This window comes from Nocardia cerradoensis NBRC 101014 (assembly GCF_000308535.1).
GTDB lineage: Bacteria > Actinomycetota > Actinomycetes > Mycobacteriales > Mycobacteriaceae > Nocardia > Nocardia cerradoensis.
This window is the reverse complement of the sequence record NZ_BAFW01000145.1, coordinates 1-14,657: the sequence shown is the minus strand read 5'-3', so window position 1 is coordinate 14,657 and position 14,657 is coordinate 1. Positions and strand designations below refer to the sequence as shown.

Here is a 14,657-nt window from a genome sequence, read left to right as displayed (position 1 = left end):
GAGACCGCCGCGCGGCTGCGCGACGATGTCGCCGCCCTCAAGCGTGCGCTGGAGAAGCAGGCGGTCGTGCTCGGCACCGGCACCGACGCGGATGTGATCGCCTTCGCCTCCGACGAACTCGAGGTCGCGGTGCAGATCTTCCACGTGCGCGACGGGCGGGTGCGCGGCCAGCGCGGCTGGGTCGTCGACAAATCGGGCGACGCGGTGGACCTGAACTGGGCCGGTACCGAAGACGCCGCGGGCGCCGCGCCGATCGACGAGGGCGGCCGGGGGCCGAGCGAGCTGGCGGCCCTGGTGGAACAGTTCGTCACCCAGTTCTACGGCGAACAGGCCGCCTTCGCCGAGCACACCGATACCGAAACCCCCGCCACCGCGGTCCCGCGCGAGGTGCTGGTGCCGGAACTGCCCGGTGATCCGGAGCAGGTGCAGGGCTGGCTGTCCGGGCTGCGCGGTTCGGCCGTGGCGCTGCGGGTGCCGCAGCGCGGTGACAAGAAGGCGCTGATGGAGACCGTGCAGCGCAATGCGCAGGAAGCGCTGGCCCAGCACAAACTCAAGCGCGCCGGCGATCTGACTGCGAGATCGGCCGCGCTGCAAGGCATTCAGGACGCCCTCGATCTCGACAGCGCTCCGCTGCGCATCGAATGTGTCGACATCAGCCACGTGCAGGGCACCGATGTCGTCGCCTCGCTGGTGGTGTTCGAGGACGGGCTGCCGCGCAAATCGGAATACCGCCACTACACGATCAAGGAGGCCGCGGGGGAGGGCCGCTCCGACGACGTGGCCAGCATCGCGGAGGTCACCCGGCGCCGGTTCTATCGGTTGCGCAAGGAACTGGACGAGATGAGCGCGGCCGTGAAGGCGGATGCCGGTGCGGCGCACTACGGAGACGGAACCGATGCTTCGCAGCACCGGGCGGGCGCCGCGGCGATCGCCACCGCCGAGGCGGAGCCTGCGGATCTGCCGCCCGGGATCGACCCGGCCACCGGACGTCCGCGCAAATTCTCCTATCCGCCGAACCTGTACGTCGTCGACGGCGGCGCCCCGCAGGTGGCGGCCGCGGCCGAGGTGCTCGACGAGCTCGGCATCACCGACGTCGCGGTGATCGGGCTGGCCAAGCGTCTGGAAGAGGTGTGGGTGCCGGGCGAGTCCGACCCGGTGATCATGCCGCGCACCAGCGAATCGCTGTTCCTGCTGCAGCGCGTGCGCGACGAGGCGCACCGGTTCGCCATCACCTTCCATCGCAGTAAGCGTTCGCGCCGGATGACCGCCTCGGCCCTGGATTCGGTGCGGGGGCTGGGGGAGGCGCGGCGTACCGCACTGGTGACCCACTTCGGCTCGGTGGCCAAACTCAAGCAGGCTACGGTGGAGGAAATCACGGAGGTGCCCGGTATCGGGGTGGCGACGGCCAAGGCCGTGCTCGCGGCACTCAACTCCGAATGACGTCTCGGTCACGGCTCGGTTTCGCCGGCGCTGCGCGCCCGGCCGCGGCCGGTGGAGGCGGGCAGGATGATCGAATGGCAGCCACGGACGGAACCCGATAGGACATGACGAGCGTCGAATCGAATCCCAACGCGAGTACCGGCATCCGGCCGCAGCCCGATGCGCATCCGGTCGAGGTGGTCATCGTCACCGGTCTGTCCGGTGCCGGCCGCGGTACCGCGGCCCGAGTCCTCGAGGATCTCGGCTGGTATGTCGCGGACAATCTGCCGCCGGAACTGATCGGCCGGCTCATCGAGCTCGGCGCCGCCGCCGATCCGCCGATCACCAAACTGGCGCTGGTCATGGATGTGCGCAGCCGCTTCTTCACCGGCGATCTGTCCGGGGTCACCGATCAGCTGCGAGCCAACGGGGTCGGCACCCGCCTGTTGTTTCTCGAGGCCTCCGACGATGTGCTGATCCGGCGCTTCGGCTTCGCCCGCCGTCGCCACCCGCTGCAGAGCGAGAGCGCCGACGGCACCCTGTCGGCCGGGATCGCCGCGGAACGCCGGGCCCTGTCGAAGGTCAAGACCGCCGCCGATCTGGTCATCGACACGACCGCGCTGTCGGTCCACCAGTTGCACCGCAAATTGGAGGAGGCCTACGGCGGCGGCGCGCCCGCGGCCCTCCAGGTGACGATCCAATCGTTCGGATTCAAATACGGTGTTCCGCTGGATGCGGACATGGTTTTCGACGTGCGATTTCTGCCGAATCCGCATTGGATTCCGGAATTGCGGGAACATACCGGGCAGGACGCCGTGGTCAGCGAGTACGTATTGTCACGGCCCGGCGCCGACGACTATGTGAATACCTGCCGCCATCTGGTCGACCTGACCACCAGCGGCTACCGCCAGGAGGGTAAGCGATATATGACCGTGGCAGTGGGGTGTACCGGTGGTAAGCACCGCAGCGTGGCGATCGCCGAGGAACTGGGCGAACTGCTGGGCCGGCCCGACAGTGCCTCGACCGATGTCGTGCGCGTGGTCCACCGGGATCTGGGGCGCGAATGACCGACGCGGACCATCGTGACGACACCTCCTCCTCCGAAAAATCGGAGAAACCCGGCGATTCGGCCGACCCCACCCTGGTCGCCCTGGGCGGCGGACACGGTCTGTACGCCACTCTGACCGCCGCGCGCCGGATCACCGAGCGCATCACCGCGGTCGTCACCGTCGCAGACGACGGCGGATCGTCCGGACGCCTGCGTTCCGAACTGGGCATGCTGCCGCCGGGCGACCTGCGAATGGCGCTGGCCGCCCTGGCCGAGGACCCCGACGGGATCTGGGCGCGCACGGCCCAGCATCGCTTCGGCGGCACCGGAGCCCTGGCCGGGCATTCGGTCGGCAACCTCGTGCTGGCCGGGCTGGCGGAGGTGCTCGGCGACCCGGTCGCGGCGCTCGACGAGATGGCGGCGATCCTGCGCTGCACCGGCCGCGTGCTGCCGATGTCGCCGACCGCGCTGACCATCGAAGCCGACGTATCCGGGCTGGAAGCCGACCCACGGGTCAGCCGCTGTATCCGCGGCCAGGTCGCGGTGGCCACCACGCCGGGCAAGGTGCGCCGGGTCCGGCTGATCCCGTCCGACCCGCCGGCCAGCCCGGAGGCCACCTCGGCGATCGAGCACGCCGATGTGGTGGTGCTGGGCCCGGGATCGTGGTTCACCAGCGTCATTCCGCACATGCTCGTCCCGGATCTGCAGGAGGCGCTGATGCATACTCGCGCGGTAAAAGTGCTGGTCCTGAACCTGGCGGCGGAGCCCGGAGAGACCGCGGGATTCTCCGCCGAACGGCATCTGCATGTATTGTCCCAGCACGCACCGGATTTCGCTGTCGACCATGTGCTGGTGGACTCCGGCTCCGTACCCGAGGGTAGGGAGCGCGAACATGTGGCAAGAGCTGCCGAACAGCTGCGTGCACGAGTAACCTTCGCTGATGTCGCCGAGGCGGGGACGGACCGGCACCACCCTGGAAAGCTAGCCGCCGCACTGGATCAGGTGATCCGCCAACCTCGGCCGGAATTGGCAGGGCTTCGAGTCGAAGGACGGCATCCGGTCCAGCAGGTGCGGTCCGTGTTGGGTGGAAAGGAGCGGGTCTCGTGGCGATGACAGCCGAGGTGAAAGACGAGTTGAGCCGTCTGTCCGTCTCGCAGGTGAGTGCACGCAAGGCGGAACTGTCGGCCCTACTCCGGTTCGCCGGTGGCCTGCACATCGTCGGCGGTCGGGTGATCGTCGAGGCCGAGGTCGATATGGGCTCGATCGCGCGGCGACTACGGCGCGAGATCTTCGAGCTCTACGGCTACGGATCGGATGTGCACGTGCTGGGCGCGGGTGGTCTGCGCAAGACCTCCCGATATGTCGTGCGCGTGTCCAAGGAGGGCGAGGCGCTGGCCCGCCAGACCGGATTGCTCGATGTGCGCGGCCGTCCGGTGCGTGGTCTGCCCGCCCAGGTGGTCGGCGGCAGCATCGGCGATTCGGAGGCGGCCTGGCGCGGTGCCTTCCTGGCCCACGGTTCGCTGACCGAGCCCGGGCGTTCCTCGGCGCTCGAGGTGAGCTGCCCCGGCCCCGAGGCGGCACTGGCCCTGGTCGGCGCGGCCCGCCGGATGGGCATCTCGGCCAAGGCCCGCGAGGTGCGCGGCACCGATCGGGTCGTGGTGCGCGACGGCGAGGCCATCGGCGCCCTGCTGACCCGGATGGGCGCCCAGGACACGCGCCTGACCTGGGAGGAACGCCGGATGCGGCGGGAGGTTCGCGCGACGGCGAACCGTCTCGCCAACTTCGACGACGCCAACCTTCGCCGCTCGGCCCGCGCCGCGGTCGCCGCCGCGGCTCGTGTGGAGCGCGCCCTCCAGATCCTCGGCGAGGACGTGCCCGATCACCTGGCCGCCGCGGGACGGCTGCGCGTGCAGCACCGCCAGGCCTCGCTGGAGGAACTCGGCCAGCTGGCCGACCCGCCGATGACCAAGGACGCCGTCGCCGGGCGTATTCGCCGGCTGTTGTCCATGGCCGATCGCCGCGCCAAGGACCTGGGCATTCCCGATACCGAATCGGCCGTCACCGCGGAGCTGCTCGAAGACGCGTGACCGGGACCGGTCCCGGTTGCCGGCATCGGCCCGGGACCGTCCGCACGGCAGCGGGCCATCGGCCCGTTCCGGGACCCGAGGGGAATCGGGCGGAGCGGTGAGCCGTGAATCCCCTTGTGCCACACGAGCGATGGCTTGTCCACAGGTTCGTGGTTGTCCACAACCTGCGTCGTGACGCGGTCGCCGTCGTGCACGGTGCGATAGGCTCTTGCTACCGAACCCGCCGGCCTCGAATCAGATGCGCCGGGACAGGTGAAAAGCCTGGCAGATGGGTATCCCCGCCGCGAACGGGCAGGGCAGGTGGCCCTGGCCGCCACGGTTCGGTACGAGAGGCGTGAACTCACGCTCACCGGCGCAGCGTCGGGTCGGTGAGGTCGCGGCAGGGGCGTGTCCGTGATGTTATGGCCGGGCATTAGGGTGGTCTGGCATCGGAATGAATCCGCTTGAAAGCTGAGGAGCGATAACGTGACTGTCCGGGTAGGCATCAACGGCTTCGGTCGTATCGGACGTAACTTCTTCCGGGCGGTGGAGGCGCAGAAAGCGCTCGGCACCACCGATATCGAGATCGTCGCGGTCAACGACCTCACCGACAACGCGACCCTGGCCACGCTGCTGAAGTACGACTCGATCCTCGGCCGGCTGCCGCAGGACGTCTCGCTCGACGGCGACGACACCATCGTGGTCGGCGACCAGCGGATCAAGGCACTGGCCATCAAGGAGGGCCCGTCCGCGCTGCCGTGGGGCGATCTGGGTGTCGACGTGGTCGTCGAGTCGACCGGCATCTTCACCGACGCCACCAAGGCCAAGGGACACCTGGCCGCCGGCGCCAAGAAGGTCATCATCTCCGCGCCCGCCAAGGGTGAGGATCTGACCGTGGTCATGGGTGTCAACGACAGCCAGTACGACGGCAGCCAGAACATCATCTCCAACGCGTCGTGCACCACCAACTGCCTCGGCCCGCTGGCCAAGGTCCTCAACGACGAATTCGGCATCGAGCGTGGCCTGATGACCACGATCCACGCCTACACACAGGACCAGAACCTGCAGGACGGCCCGCACAGCGACCTGCGTCGCGCCCGCGCCGCCGCCCTGAACATCGTGCCCACCGGCACCGGCGCCGCCAAGGCCATCGGCCTGGTGCTTCCGGAGCTGCAGGGCAAGCTGGACGGCTACGCGCTGCGCGTGCCGGTGCCGACCGGTTCGGTCACCGACCTGACCGCGACGCTGCGCAAGTCGGCGAGCGTCGACGAGATCAACGCCGCCTACAAGGCCGCCGCCGAGGGTCCGCTGAAGGGCATCCTGAAGTACAACGTCGACCCGATCGTCTCCAGCGACATCGTGACCGACCCGCACTCCTCGATCTACGACGCGCCGCTGACCAAGGTCATCGACGACCAGGTCAAGGTCGTGTCGTGGTACGACAACGAGTGGGGATACTCCAACCGCCTCGCCGACCTGATCGGCCTCGTCGGCAAGTCGCTGTAAACCCATGGCAGTCAAGACCCTTCAGGATCTCCTTGCCGAGGGCGTGGAGGGGCGGGGCGTGCTCGTGCGCTCCGACCTCAACGTTCCCCTCGACAACGGCGTGATCACCGATCCGGGCCGGATCATCGCCTCGGTGCCCACGATCAAGACGCTGGCCGAGGCCGGCGCCAAGGTCGTCGTCACCGCCCACCTGGGCCGCCCCAAGGGCGAACCCGACCCGAAGCTCTCGCTGGCCCCGGTGGCCGCGAAGCTGAGCGAGGAGCTGGGCCGCAACGTCCAGCTCGCCGGTGACGTGGTGGGCCAGGACGCGCTCGCGCGGTCCGAAGGCCTGACCGACGGTGATGTGCTGCTGCTGGAGAACATCCGCTTCGATCCGCGCGAGACCAGCAAGGACGACGCCCAGCGCCAGAAGCTGGCCCGGGCGCTGGTGGAGCTGGTCGGCGACGACGGCGCGTTCGTCTCCGACGGCTTCGGTGTGGTGCACCGCAAGCAGGCCTCGGTCTACGACGTGGCCGAGCTGCTGCCGCACTACGCGGGCACGCTGGTCGCCGCGGAGGTCGACGTCCTGCGCAAGCTCACCACCGACACCGAGCGCCCGTACGCGGTCGTGCTCGGCGGTTCCAAGGTGTCGGACAAGCTCGCCGTGATCGAGGCGCTGGCCCCCAAGGTCGACACGCTCGTCATCGGTGGCGGTATGTGCTTCACCTTCCTTGCCGCCCAAGGTCTTTCGGTCGGCTCCTCGCTGCTGCAGGAGGAGATGATCGATACCTGCAAGGAGCTGCTGGAGCGTTTCGCCGACGTCATCCACCTGCCGGTGGACATCGTGGCCGCGGACAAGTTCGCCGCGGACGCGGAGTCGAAGACGGTGGCCGCCAACGAGATTCCCGAAGGTTGGATGGGCCTGGACATCGGGCCCGAGTCGGCCAAGCGCTTCGCCGCGCTGCTGACCGAGGCGCGGACGGCGTTCTGGAACGGTCCGATGGGTGTGTTCGAGTTCGAGGCCTTCGCCGCGGGGACGCGTGCGGTGGCCGAGGCGCTGGTGAGCGCGACCGGTAAGGGTGCGTTCACCGTGGTCGGCGGCGGAGATTCGGCCGCGGCCGTGCGCACGCTGGGCCTGCCGGAGGACGGGTTCTCCCACATCTCCACCGGCGGCGGCGCCTCGCTGGAATACCTGGAGGGCAAACAGCTTCCGGGTATCAGCGTGCTCGAGGACGGGGAGGGCTGATCATGGCACGCAAACCGTTGATCGCCGGCAACTGGAAGATGAACCTCAACCATCTCGAGGCCATCGCCCTGGTGCAGAAGATCGCGTTCGCCCTGCCGGACAAGTACTTCGACAAGGTCGACGTCACGGTCCTCCCGCCGTTCACCGGCATCCGCAGCATCCAGACCCTCATCGAGGGCGACCGGCTGCGGATCACCTTCGGTGCCCAGGACGTATCGGTGCACGAATCCGGCGCCTACACCGGTGAGATCAGTGCGGCCATGCTGGCGAAGCTGTCGTGCAGCTACGTCGTGGTCGGCCACTCGGAGCGGCGGCAGTACCACAACGAGGACGACGCCACGGTGCTGGCGAAGGCCAAGAAGGTGCTGCAGTACGACATGACCCCGATCGTCTGCATCGGCGAGGGGCTGGGCGTGCGCGAGGCGCAGACCCACGTGCAGTACAACCTCGAGCAGCTGCGGGGTTCGCTCAAGGGGCTGACGCCGGAGCAGATCGCGAAGGTCGTCATCGCCTACGAGCCGGTCTGGGCGATCGGCACCGGTCGCGTCGCCACCCCGGCGGACGCGCAGGAGGTGTGCGGTGCGCTGCGCGCCGAACTGGTCGAGCTGGCGGGTCAGGAGGTCGCGGCGGGTGTGCGCATCCTCTACGGCGGATCGGTGAACGCCAAGAACGTCGGCGAGCTCATCGCAGCCGCCGATATCGACGGCGCGCTCGTCGGTGGCGCCTCGCTGAAGGGTGACGAGTTCGCGACCCTGTCGGCGATCGCCGCGGGTGGTCCGCTGCCCTGATCGCCGCCGGCGGGTAACCGCCTGCAGTACATGGCGATTCGGCCCCGGTTCCGCGGAACCGGGGCCGACGTCGTGCGGGAACCGGATCAGGGTTTGCGTGCCACCGCGCCTAGCATCGATACCGCCTCCGGCCGCGGATGGGCCCGATGCGACTCGGTGGGCCAGTTGATGATCGAGCCGATCCCGGGTTCGACAAGTTCGAGCCCGGTGAAGAATCGGCTGAACTCGGCGGTCGAGCGCAGCTGGAACGGGATACCGCTGCGCTTGTTGGCCTGTTCGCTGTCGGCGAGGTCCTCCTCGGACAGATGATCGCTGGTGGCATGCGACATCACCAGATAGCTGCCGGGCGCCAGCGCGTCGGTCCATTGCCGCACCATGTCGTAGGGGCGGTCCTCGTCGGTGAAGAAGTGCACCACCGCGAGCATCATCAGAGCCACCGGTTGCGACAGATCCAGCGTGGCCAGCAGGTCCGGGTGGGTGAGGATCTTCTCGGGTTCGCGCGCGTCGGCCTCCAGATACGCGGTCGCGCCCTCGGGCGCGCTGTCGAGCAGGCTGCGGGCGTGCAGGGCGACGATCGGATCGTTGTCGACGTAGACGATGCGGGATTCGGGCGCGGCGGCCTGCGCGATCTCGTGCACATTGCCGGCGGTGGGCAGGCCGGCGCCGAGATCCAGGAACTGCCGGATGCCGACCTCGGCCGACAGATAACCGACCACTCGGTGCAGAAATGCCCGATTCTCCAGCGCGGAAATCTGCACGCTGGGAAAGGCCTCGGCCACCGCTTCGGCGGAGGCCCGGTCGGCCTCGAAGTTGTCCTTGCCGCCGAGCCAGTAGTCGTAGCGCCGGGCCGGATGCGGGGTGGTGACATCGATACCGGGCGGCGCCACCGGATCCGCATGCGGGCGGTGTGATCCGGTCACTGGTTCCATGACACCTCTTCCTTCCGTCGACGGCGACGAACCATTATCGACTACTGTCATCCTGTCAGCTCGGATGGCGAACCGGCGCGGCCCCTGCCGTGCGGCTGGGGAGGTCGAAGATGTCAGTGCGATTCAGTCCGTACGATTTCGGAATTCACGACGATCCGTACCCGGTCTACGCACAATTGCGGGAGCAGGCGCCGGTGTTCCGCAACGGCGACGACGACTTCTGGGCGCTGTCGCGCCACGCCGATGTCCTTGCCGCACTGCGTGATTCGGAGCGCTTCTCGAGCGCCAACGGGCTGCGGATGGAACCGGCCTTCTGGGGTCCGCAGGCCGAGCGGTTCTTCTCCTTCGTGGCGATGGACCCGCCGAAACATACGCGCATGCGCGGTCTGGTCACGCGCGCGTTCACCGCGCGCCGGGTGCAGGCGCTGGCACCGCGACTGCGTGAGATCGCCGCCGACCTCCTGGAGCCGCTGCTCGAACGCGGCAGTTTCGACCTGATGACCGACTTCGCCGGCCCGTACCCGACCGAGGTCATTTCCGAACTGGTCGGCGTGCCGCGCGCGGACCGCGATCTGGTGCGCAAACTCGGCATGGAAATCATGTACACCGAGGAGGAATCGACCGATCTGCGGCCGGAGGCGATGCAGGCGATCGGCGCCCTGGTCGGCTACTACACCGAGCTGACCATCGAACGCAGCAAACACCGCACCGACGACCTGCTATCCGGACTGCTCGACGCCGCCGACGGCGACGACCGGCTCACTCCCGAGGAAATCGTGGGTGTGCTGATCCTGCTGGTCGGCGCGGGCATCGAGACCAGCATGCTCACGCTGGGCAATCTTTGGTACGCCGGGTGGGCGCATCCGGACCAGCGGGCCGCGGCGCTGGGGCGCGTCGACGACTGGATCGCCGAGGGCATGCGCTACGACCCGGCGACCCAGTCGCAGTTGCGCACCACCACCGAAGCCGTCGAACTGCACGGCGTCACGATTCCGGCGGGGGCGCGGATGCTGTTGCTGACCGGTTCGGCGAACCGTGATCCCGAGGTGTTCGACCGGCCCGACGTCTTCGATCTCGATCGCGACACCTCCGATGCGCTGGTCTTCGGCAGCGGCCGCCACCACTGCCTCGGCTCGAACCTGGGCTTGCTCGAGTTGCGGACCGCGCTCGGTGAGATCACCTCACGCATCGCCGATTACGACGTCGACCCGGCCGGGCTGCGGCGCATCCACTCCTCGAACAATCGCGGTTTCGCCGCGCTGCCGACAACGGTCACCCTGCGCTGAGCATCGGTGTGCGGGGCGGGTGCAGCCGGTCTTCGGCGCACCCGCCCCGCGCGCGTCAGACCTGGGAGCGCGGGCCCGATTCCAGCAACCGACGCGCCGCGTCCTCGATCGCCGTTTCGCTCAGCAGCACCAGTTCCGCGGCCGGGCCGAGCGGGACGAAACTGTCGGCGCTGGTCACGCGGGCGAGACGGCCGTCGAAACCGCCGTCGAGCAGCGCCGTGCACACCGATTCCGATACCCCGCCGCTGCGGCGGGTCTCGTCGGCGACGAGAACGGCGCCGGTGGCGCGGGCATGGTGCAGCAGATCGTCGACGGGAAGCGGTGTGAGCCAACGCAGATCGAGTACGCGTGCGTGAATACCGTTGTCCGCCAGGCGTCGTGCCACGCGCAGGCTCATCGGCACACCGTTGGCGAAGGTGACGATCGTGAGATCGGCGCCGTCGCCGTGGATTCGGGCGCGGGCGAGCGATGCCGGGTCCTCTGCGGGCGCGGCGAGCCAGCCCGCGTCGCCGGGGCGATGCAGGTCGCGGGTGTGGTACAGGGCGATAGGTTCGAGGTAGAGACAGACCCGGCCCTCACCGCGAGCGACCTCGACGCACCGACGCAGCATCGCGGCCGCGTCGTCGGCCCGGGCCGGTGCCGCAACGACCACTCCGGGGATATCACGCAGCGCCGCAATGGAATTGTCGTTGTGGAAATGCCCGCCGAAGCCACGCTGATAGGCGAACGAGGCGATCCGCACCACCATCGGATTGTGGTACTGCCCCGCGGAGAAGTACGACAGGGTCGCGGCCTCGCCCCGGATCTGGTCCAGCGCATTGTGCACGTAGGCCAGATATTGGATCTCCGGAATCGGTACGAATCCGGCGAGTCCGGCGCCCAGTGCGGTACCGAGCACGCTCTGCTCGTCGAGCAGGGTGTCGAACACTCGCCGCGCCCCGAACTCGCGCTGCAGCCCCTTGGTCACGCCGTAGACGCCACCCTTGCGACCGACGTCCTCGCCGAAGACCAGCACATCGGATGCCTCGGCGAGCAATGTCGCGAGCGTATGGTTGATCGACTGTGCGAGCGTCATCGGCCCGGGCCGCTCGGCCGTCTGCCCCGGTGCCGCCGGCGACCGCCCCGTCGCACCGGACGGGCCGTCGGTCGAGGAGTGAACGGAACCCACCGGCGTCGAGGCCCGGGAGCCGGATCCGAACACCACGGGCGCCTGGATCGCCTCGGCCGAGTCCAGATGCGGTTCCTCGGCCACCCGGGCCGCCCTCGCCGCCACGCGGGCGCCGATCGCGTCGTAGTGGGCGAGAACCTCCTCGGCGCTCGCCGCGCCGATCTCGACGAGCAGCCGGGCGGTGGTGGCGACCGGGTCGCGGCGGCGGTCGGCCTCGATATCCTCCGGTCGCCGATACGCCGACTCCACATCGGATCCGGCATGTCCGAGCAGTCGCACCGTGCGCAGCCGCAACAGGGCGGGCCGCCGCCGCGCGCGCACGGATTCCGCGGCGGCGGAGGCCACCGACAGGGCCTGCCGCAGATCGGAGCCGTCGGCGTCGAAATACCGCAGACCCGGTCGCGATCCGAAGGCCGATTCGATCCAGTCCGGGGGAGTGGGCACACTGATGCCGAGCCCGTTGTCCTCGCAGACGAACAGCAGCGGCATCGGAATACCTTGGTGAGCCGTGTGGATCGCGGCATTGATCGCACCGATCGCGGTGGAGTGATTCGCCGACGCGTCGCCGAATGTGCACAGCACCACCGCATCTCGGGGCCACGGCGTGTCGCGGCCCAGCCCGCGGGCCCGATCGAGCGCGAACGCCAGCCCCATCGCCCGAGGCAGATGCGAGGCGATGGTGGAGGTCTGCGGTATCACCGACGCGGGCGCGCTGCCGAACACCTTGTGCCGCCCGCCCGAGATCGGATCGGCGGCCGCCGCGACGACACCCAGCAGCACGTCACGGATCGGGTCCAGTCCCGGAACCTGCCGGCAGCGATGCACGAAGAACGCGCCGGACCGGTAGTGCAGCAGCGCCGGATCAGTACTGCGCAACGCCTGCGCCAGCACCACATTGCCCTCGTGGCCGCTGGAACCGATGCTGTAGTACCCGCGCTTGCCCGCGCCGAGCCGCCGCGCCGCGAAATCCAGATGCCGGCTCGTGGCCTGGGCGTCGAACAATTCCAGGCACGTCCCGACAGTGATGGCACTGCCGCTGCCGATCGGATCGGTCGCGGCGCGCCGCGGTCCCGGCCGCACCTCTCGCAGGGATACACGCAACCATTCGTCGAGAAGCTCTTCCGGGCCCGCAGTCACCCCTCCATCATGTCGTGCGCGACCGCCCGCGCACCGGATTTGGGTGCGCGGGCGGTCGAAGCCGACCCGGTGACATGCTCGTCGCCTACCGGAGCGGGGCATCCGCGCGTCGGCCGGGCCGGAAAGGGTGGGTGTCCTACCGCTGCTCGGCCGGGCGGTGGGGACGTTCGGTATGCCCCGTGTGGCCTGCGAGCAGCTTCGCGAACGGCGTCACCTCGCCGACGTGGTTGCCCGACTGCCGGGCCCGGGTCGGTTCCGGGAGGAAGCCGTCCACGCCGGTCGGTACCGCGACCACGAGGGTGGCGAATTCGGCCGCGGCGCGGTGGATCCGCTCGCCGAGTCCGGCCGATCCGAAATCCTCGGTCGCGGCGAACACACCGGTCGGAACGACGACGGCACGCAGATAGGTGAACAGCGGCCGCATCGCATGCTCGAGGACCAGCGCGTGCCGGGCGGTTCCGGCCGTGGCGGCGACGAGCACCGGCATGGCGTTGAGCGCTTCGGTGTCGAGCACGTCGATGAACATCTTGAACAAGCCGGAGTAGCTCGCGGCGAACACCGGGGTGACGGCGATGAGACCGTCCGCGGCGGAGACCTTCTCCCGCGCCGCCGCCACCGCGGGGGTCGGCAGACCGCCCGACACCATCGTGGCGGCGAGATCGCTTGCCAGATCTCGCAATTCGATGACCTCGATGTCGACGGCCTCACCGCGGGCGCCGACGGCCGAGGCCACCGCATCGGCGAGCTGATCGGCGAGCAGACGGGTACTCGACGGCTGCGACAACCCGGCGGTGAGTACGACAACGGTGTGCGACATGGGTTTTCGTCCCTCGTTCGATGCGGTGGATGAATATGGCGGTCGGATGAGTACTGCGGGATGAATCAGGCCTGCTCGGCGGCGGCCAGCAGCCGCTCGCGCGCCGGCTCGACCAGATGGTGCGGCGCCTCCGGACCGGCGGCAACCAGCGACGCGTGGGTCGGCGGATCGCTGGGAACGTGTGCGGGACGGCGCGATTCGAATTCCTTGCGCAGCACCGGCACCACCTCGCGGCCGAGGATCTCGACCTGTTCCAGGGCGACGTCGATCGGCAGCCCGGCGTGGTCGATCAGGAACAGCTGGCGCTGGTAGTCGCCGGCGTAGTCGGCGAAGCCGAGGGTGCGCTCGATGACCTGCTCGGGAGTACCGACGGTCAGGGGCGTCATCTCGGTGAAGTCCTCCAGCGACGGGCCGTGCCCGTAGACGGGCGCGTTGTCGAAGTACGGCCGGAAGAACTTCTTGGCCGCCGCCTCGGTCTCGGCCATGAAGACCTGCCCGCCCAGGCCGACGATCGCCTGGTCGGCCGAGCCGTGACCGTAGTGCTCGAACCGCTGCCGGTACAGCCGCACCATTTCCTGGGTGTGTTCCTTGTTCCAGAAGATGTTGTTGTGGAAGAAGCCGTCGCCGTAATAGGCGGCCTGCTCGGCGATCTCCGGCGACCGGATCGAGCCGTGCCACACGAACGGCGGCGTGCCGTCCAGCGGTGCGGGAGTCGCGGTGAATCCCTGCAGCGGCGTGCGGAACTGACCCTGCCAGTCGACCACCGGTTCACGCCACAGCCGGCGCAGCAGGTGGTAGTTCTCGATCGCGAGCTCGACACCCTTGCGGATGTCCTTGCCGAACCACGGGTAGACCGGGCCGGTATTGCCCCGGCCCATCATCAGATCGACCCGGCCGCCGGACAGATGCTGCAGCATCGCGTAGTCCTCGGCGATCTTCACCGGGTCGTTGGTGGTGATGAGGGTGGTCGAGGTCGACAACTGCAGTTTCTCGGTGCGTGCCGCGACCCAGCCGAGCATGGTGGTCGGCGAGGACGGCACGAACGGGGGATTGTGGTGCTCGCCGGTGGCGAACACGTCCAGCCCGACCTCCTCGGCCTTCAGGGCCAGGCGCATCATCGCGTCGATGCGTTCGCCCTCGGTGGGCGCGATTCCGGTGGTCGGATCGACGGTGACGTCGCCGACGGTGAAGATGCCGAACTGCATGGCCGCCTCCTGAGGTTTGATCAAAAGTTCAATCACCTGAACGAGGGCAGGCGCCCCAGTATT

12 protein-coding genes are annotated in these 14,657 nt (G+C 68.9%); 8 read left to right on the top strand and 4 right to left on the bottom strand.

All coding sequences use genetic code 11. The features are described from left to right. The 7 genes from uvrC to tpiA all read left to right on the top strand — a co-directional run. A partial coding sequence (gene uvrC / locus ON23_RS15165) for an excinuclease ABC subunit UvrC (protein ID WP_039778927.1) occupies positions 1–1,440 on the top strand: 1,440 nt, incomplete at its 5' end. A 104-nt stretch (positions 1,441–1,544) separates the two neighbouring features. Beyond that, a complete protein-coding gene (rapZ, locus tag ON23_RS15160; protein ID WP_051042714.1) occupies positions 1,545–2,486 on the top strand; it encodes an RNase adapter RapZ in 942 nt (313 codons plus the stop codon). Further along, entirely contained in the window at positions 2,483–3,580 is a 1,098-nt protein-coding gene (locus ON23_RS15155; protein ID WP_051042713.1) for a gluconeogenesis factor YvcK family protein, read from the top strand. The genes rapZ and ON23_RS15155 overlap by 4 nt, the downstream gene beginning before the upstream one ends. Continuing rightward, positions 3,571–4,554: a DNA-binding protein WhiA gene (gene whiA / locus ON23_RS15150; protein ID WP_039778926.1), complete on the top strand. Its 984-nt coding sequence runs from the start codon at positions 3,571–3,573 to the stop codon at positions 4,552–4,554. The genes ON23_RS15155 and whiA overlap by 10 nt, the downstream gene beginning before the upstream one ends. A gap of 465 nt (positions 4,555–5,019) precedes the next feature. After that, positions 5,020–6,039, top strand: a complete 1,020-nt coding sequence (gap, locus tag ON23_RS15145; RefSeq protein WP_039778925.1) for a type I glyceraldehyde-3-phosphate dehydrogenase — start codon at positions 5,020–5,022, stop codon at positions 6,037–6,039. A 4-nt stretch (positions 6,040–6,043) separates the two neighbouring features. Then, positions 6,044–7,264, top strand: coding sequence for a phosphoglycerate kinase (locus ON23_RS15140; RefSeq protein WP_039778924.1), 1,221 nt, complete (start codon positions 6,044–6,046; stop codon positions 7,262–7,264). A 2-nt stretch (positions 7,265–7,266) separates the two neighbouring features. Continuing rightward, a complete protein-coding gene (gene tpiA, locus ON23_RS15135) occupies positions 7,267–8,052 on the top strand; it encodes a triose-phosphate isomerase (protein WP_039778923.1) in 786 nt (261 codons plus the stop codon). Positions 8,053–8,138: 86 nt separating this feature from the next. On the opposite strand, the gene ON23_RS15130 is transcribed toward tpiA, so the two are convergent. Next, positions 8,139–8,981 carry an SAM-dependent methyltransferase gene (locus tag ON23_RS15130; RefSeq protein ID WP_051042712.1) on the bottom strand — a complete coding sequence of 281 codons (843 nt, stop codon included), beginning with the start codon at positions 8,979–8,981 and terminating at the stop codon, positions 8,139–8,141. Between the two features lie 110 nt (positions 8,982–9,091). On the opposite strand from ON23_RS15130, the gene ON23_RS15125 reads away from it, so the two are divergent. Then, entirely contained in the window at positions 9,092–10,267 is a 1,176-nt protein-coding gene (locus ON23_RS15125) for a cytochrome P450 (RefSeq protein WP_039778922.1), read from the top strand. 55 nt (positions 10,268–10,322) lie between these two features. Here ON23_RS15125 and ON23_RS15120 read toward each other — a convergent pair whose 3' ends face one another. From ON23_RS15120 to ON23_RS15110, 3 genes are all read right to left on the bottom strand, one after another. Beyond that, positions 10,323–12,572 (bottom strand): thiamine pyrophosphate-dependent enzyme, encoded by a 2,250-nt coding sequence (locus ON23_RS15120; protein WP_373282191.1) that lies wholly within the window; start codon positions 12,570–12,572, stop codon positions 10,323–10,325. Between the two features lie 136 nt (positions 12,573–12,708). Further along, positions 12,709–13,389 carry an FMN reductase gene (locus ON23_RS15115; protein WP_039778921.1) on the bottom strand — a complete coding sequence of 227 codons (681 nt, stop codon included), beginning with the start codon at positions 13,387–13,389 and terminating at the stop codon, positions 12,709–12,711. 65 nt (positions 13,390–13,454) lie between these two features. Then, complete coding sequence (locus ON23_RS15110; RefSeq protein WP_039778919.1) at positions 13,455–14,594, bottom strand: LLM class flavin-dependent oxidoreductase; 1,140 nt, start codon at positions 14,592–14,594, stop codon at positions 13,455–13,457. Positions 14,595–14,657 lie beyond the last annotated feature (63 nt).

Bases quoted from the DNA above. Each gene is read 5' to 3' on its own strand.
- rapZ (WP_051042714.1), top strand. From the start codon at position 1,545: ATGACGAGCGTCGAATCGAATCCCAACGCGAGTACCGGCATCCGGCCG.
- ON23_RS15155 (WP_051042713.1), top strand. From the start codon at position 2,483: ATGACCGACGCGGACCATCGTGACGACACCTCCTCCTCCGAAAAATCG.
- ON23_RS15140 (WP_039778924.1), top strand. From the start codon at position 6,044: ATGGCAGTCAAGACCCTTCAGGATCTCCTTGCCGAGGGCGTGGAGGGG.
- tpiA (WP_039778923.1), top strand. From the start codon at position 7,267: ATGGCACGCAAACCGTTGATCGCCGGCAACTGGAAGATGAACCTCAAC.
- ON23_RS15130 (WP_051042712.1), bottom strand. From the start codon at position 8,981: ATGGAACCAGTGACCGGATCACACCGCCCGCATGCGGATCCGGTGGCG.
- ON23_RS15125 (WP_039778922.1), top strand. From the start codon at position 9,092: ATGTCAGTGCGATTCAGTCCGTACGATTTCGGAATTCACGACGATCCG.
- ON23_RS15115 (WP_039778921.1), bottom strand. From the start codon at position 13,389: ATGTCGCACACCGTTGTCGTACTCACCGCCGGGTTGTCGCAGCCGTCG.
- ON23_RS15110 (WP_039778919.1), bottom strand. From the start codon at position 14,594: ATGCAGTTCGGCATCTTCACCGTCGGCGACGTCACCGTCGATCCGACC.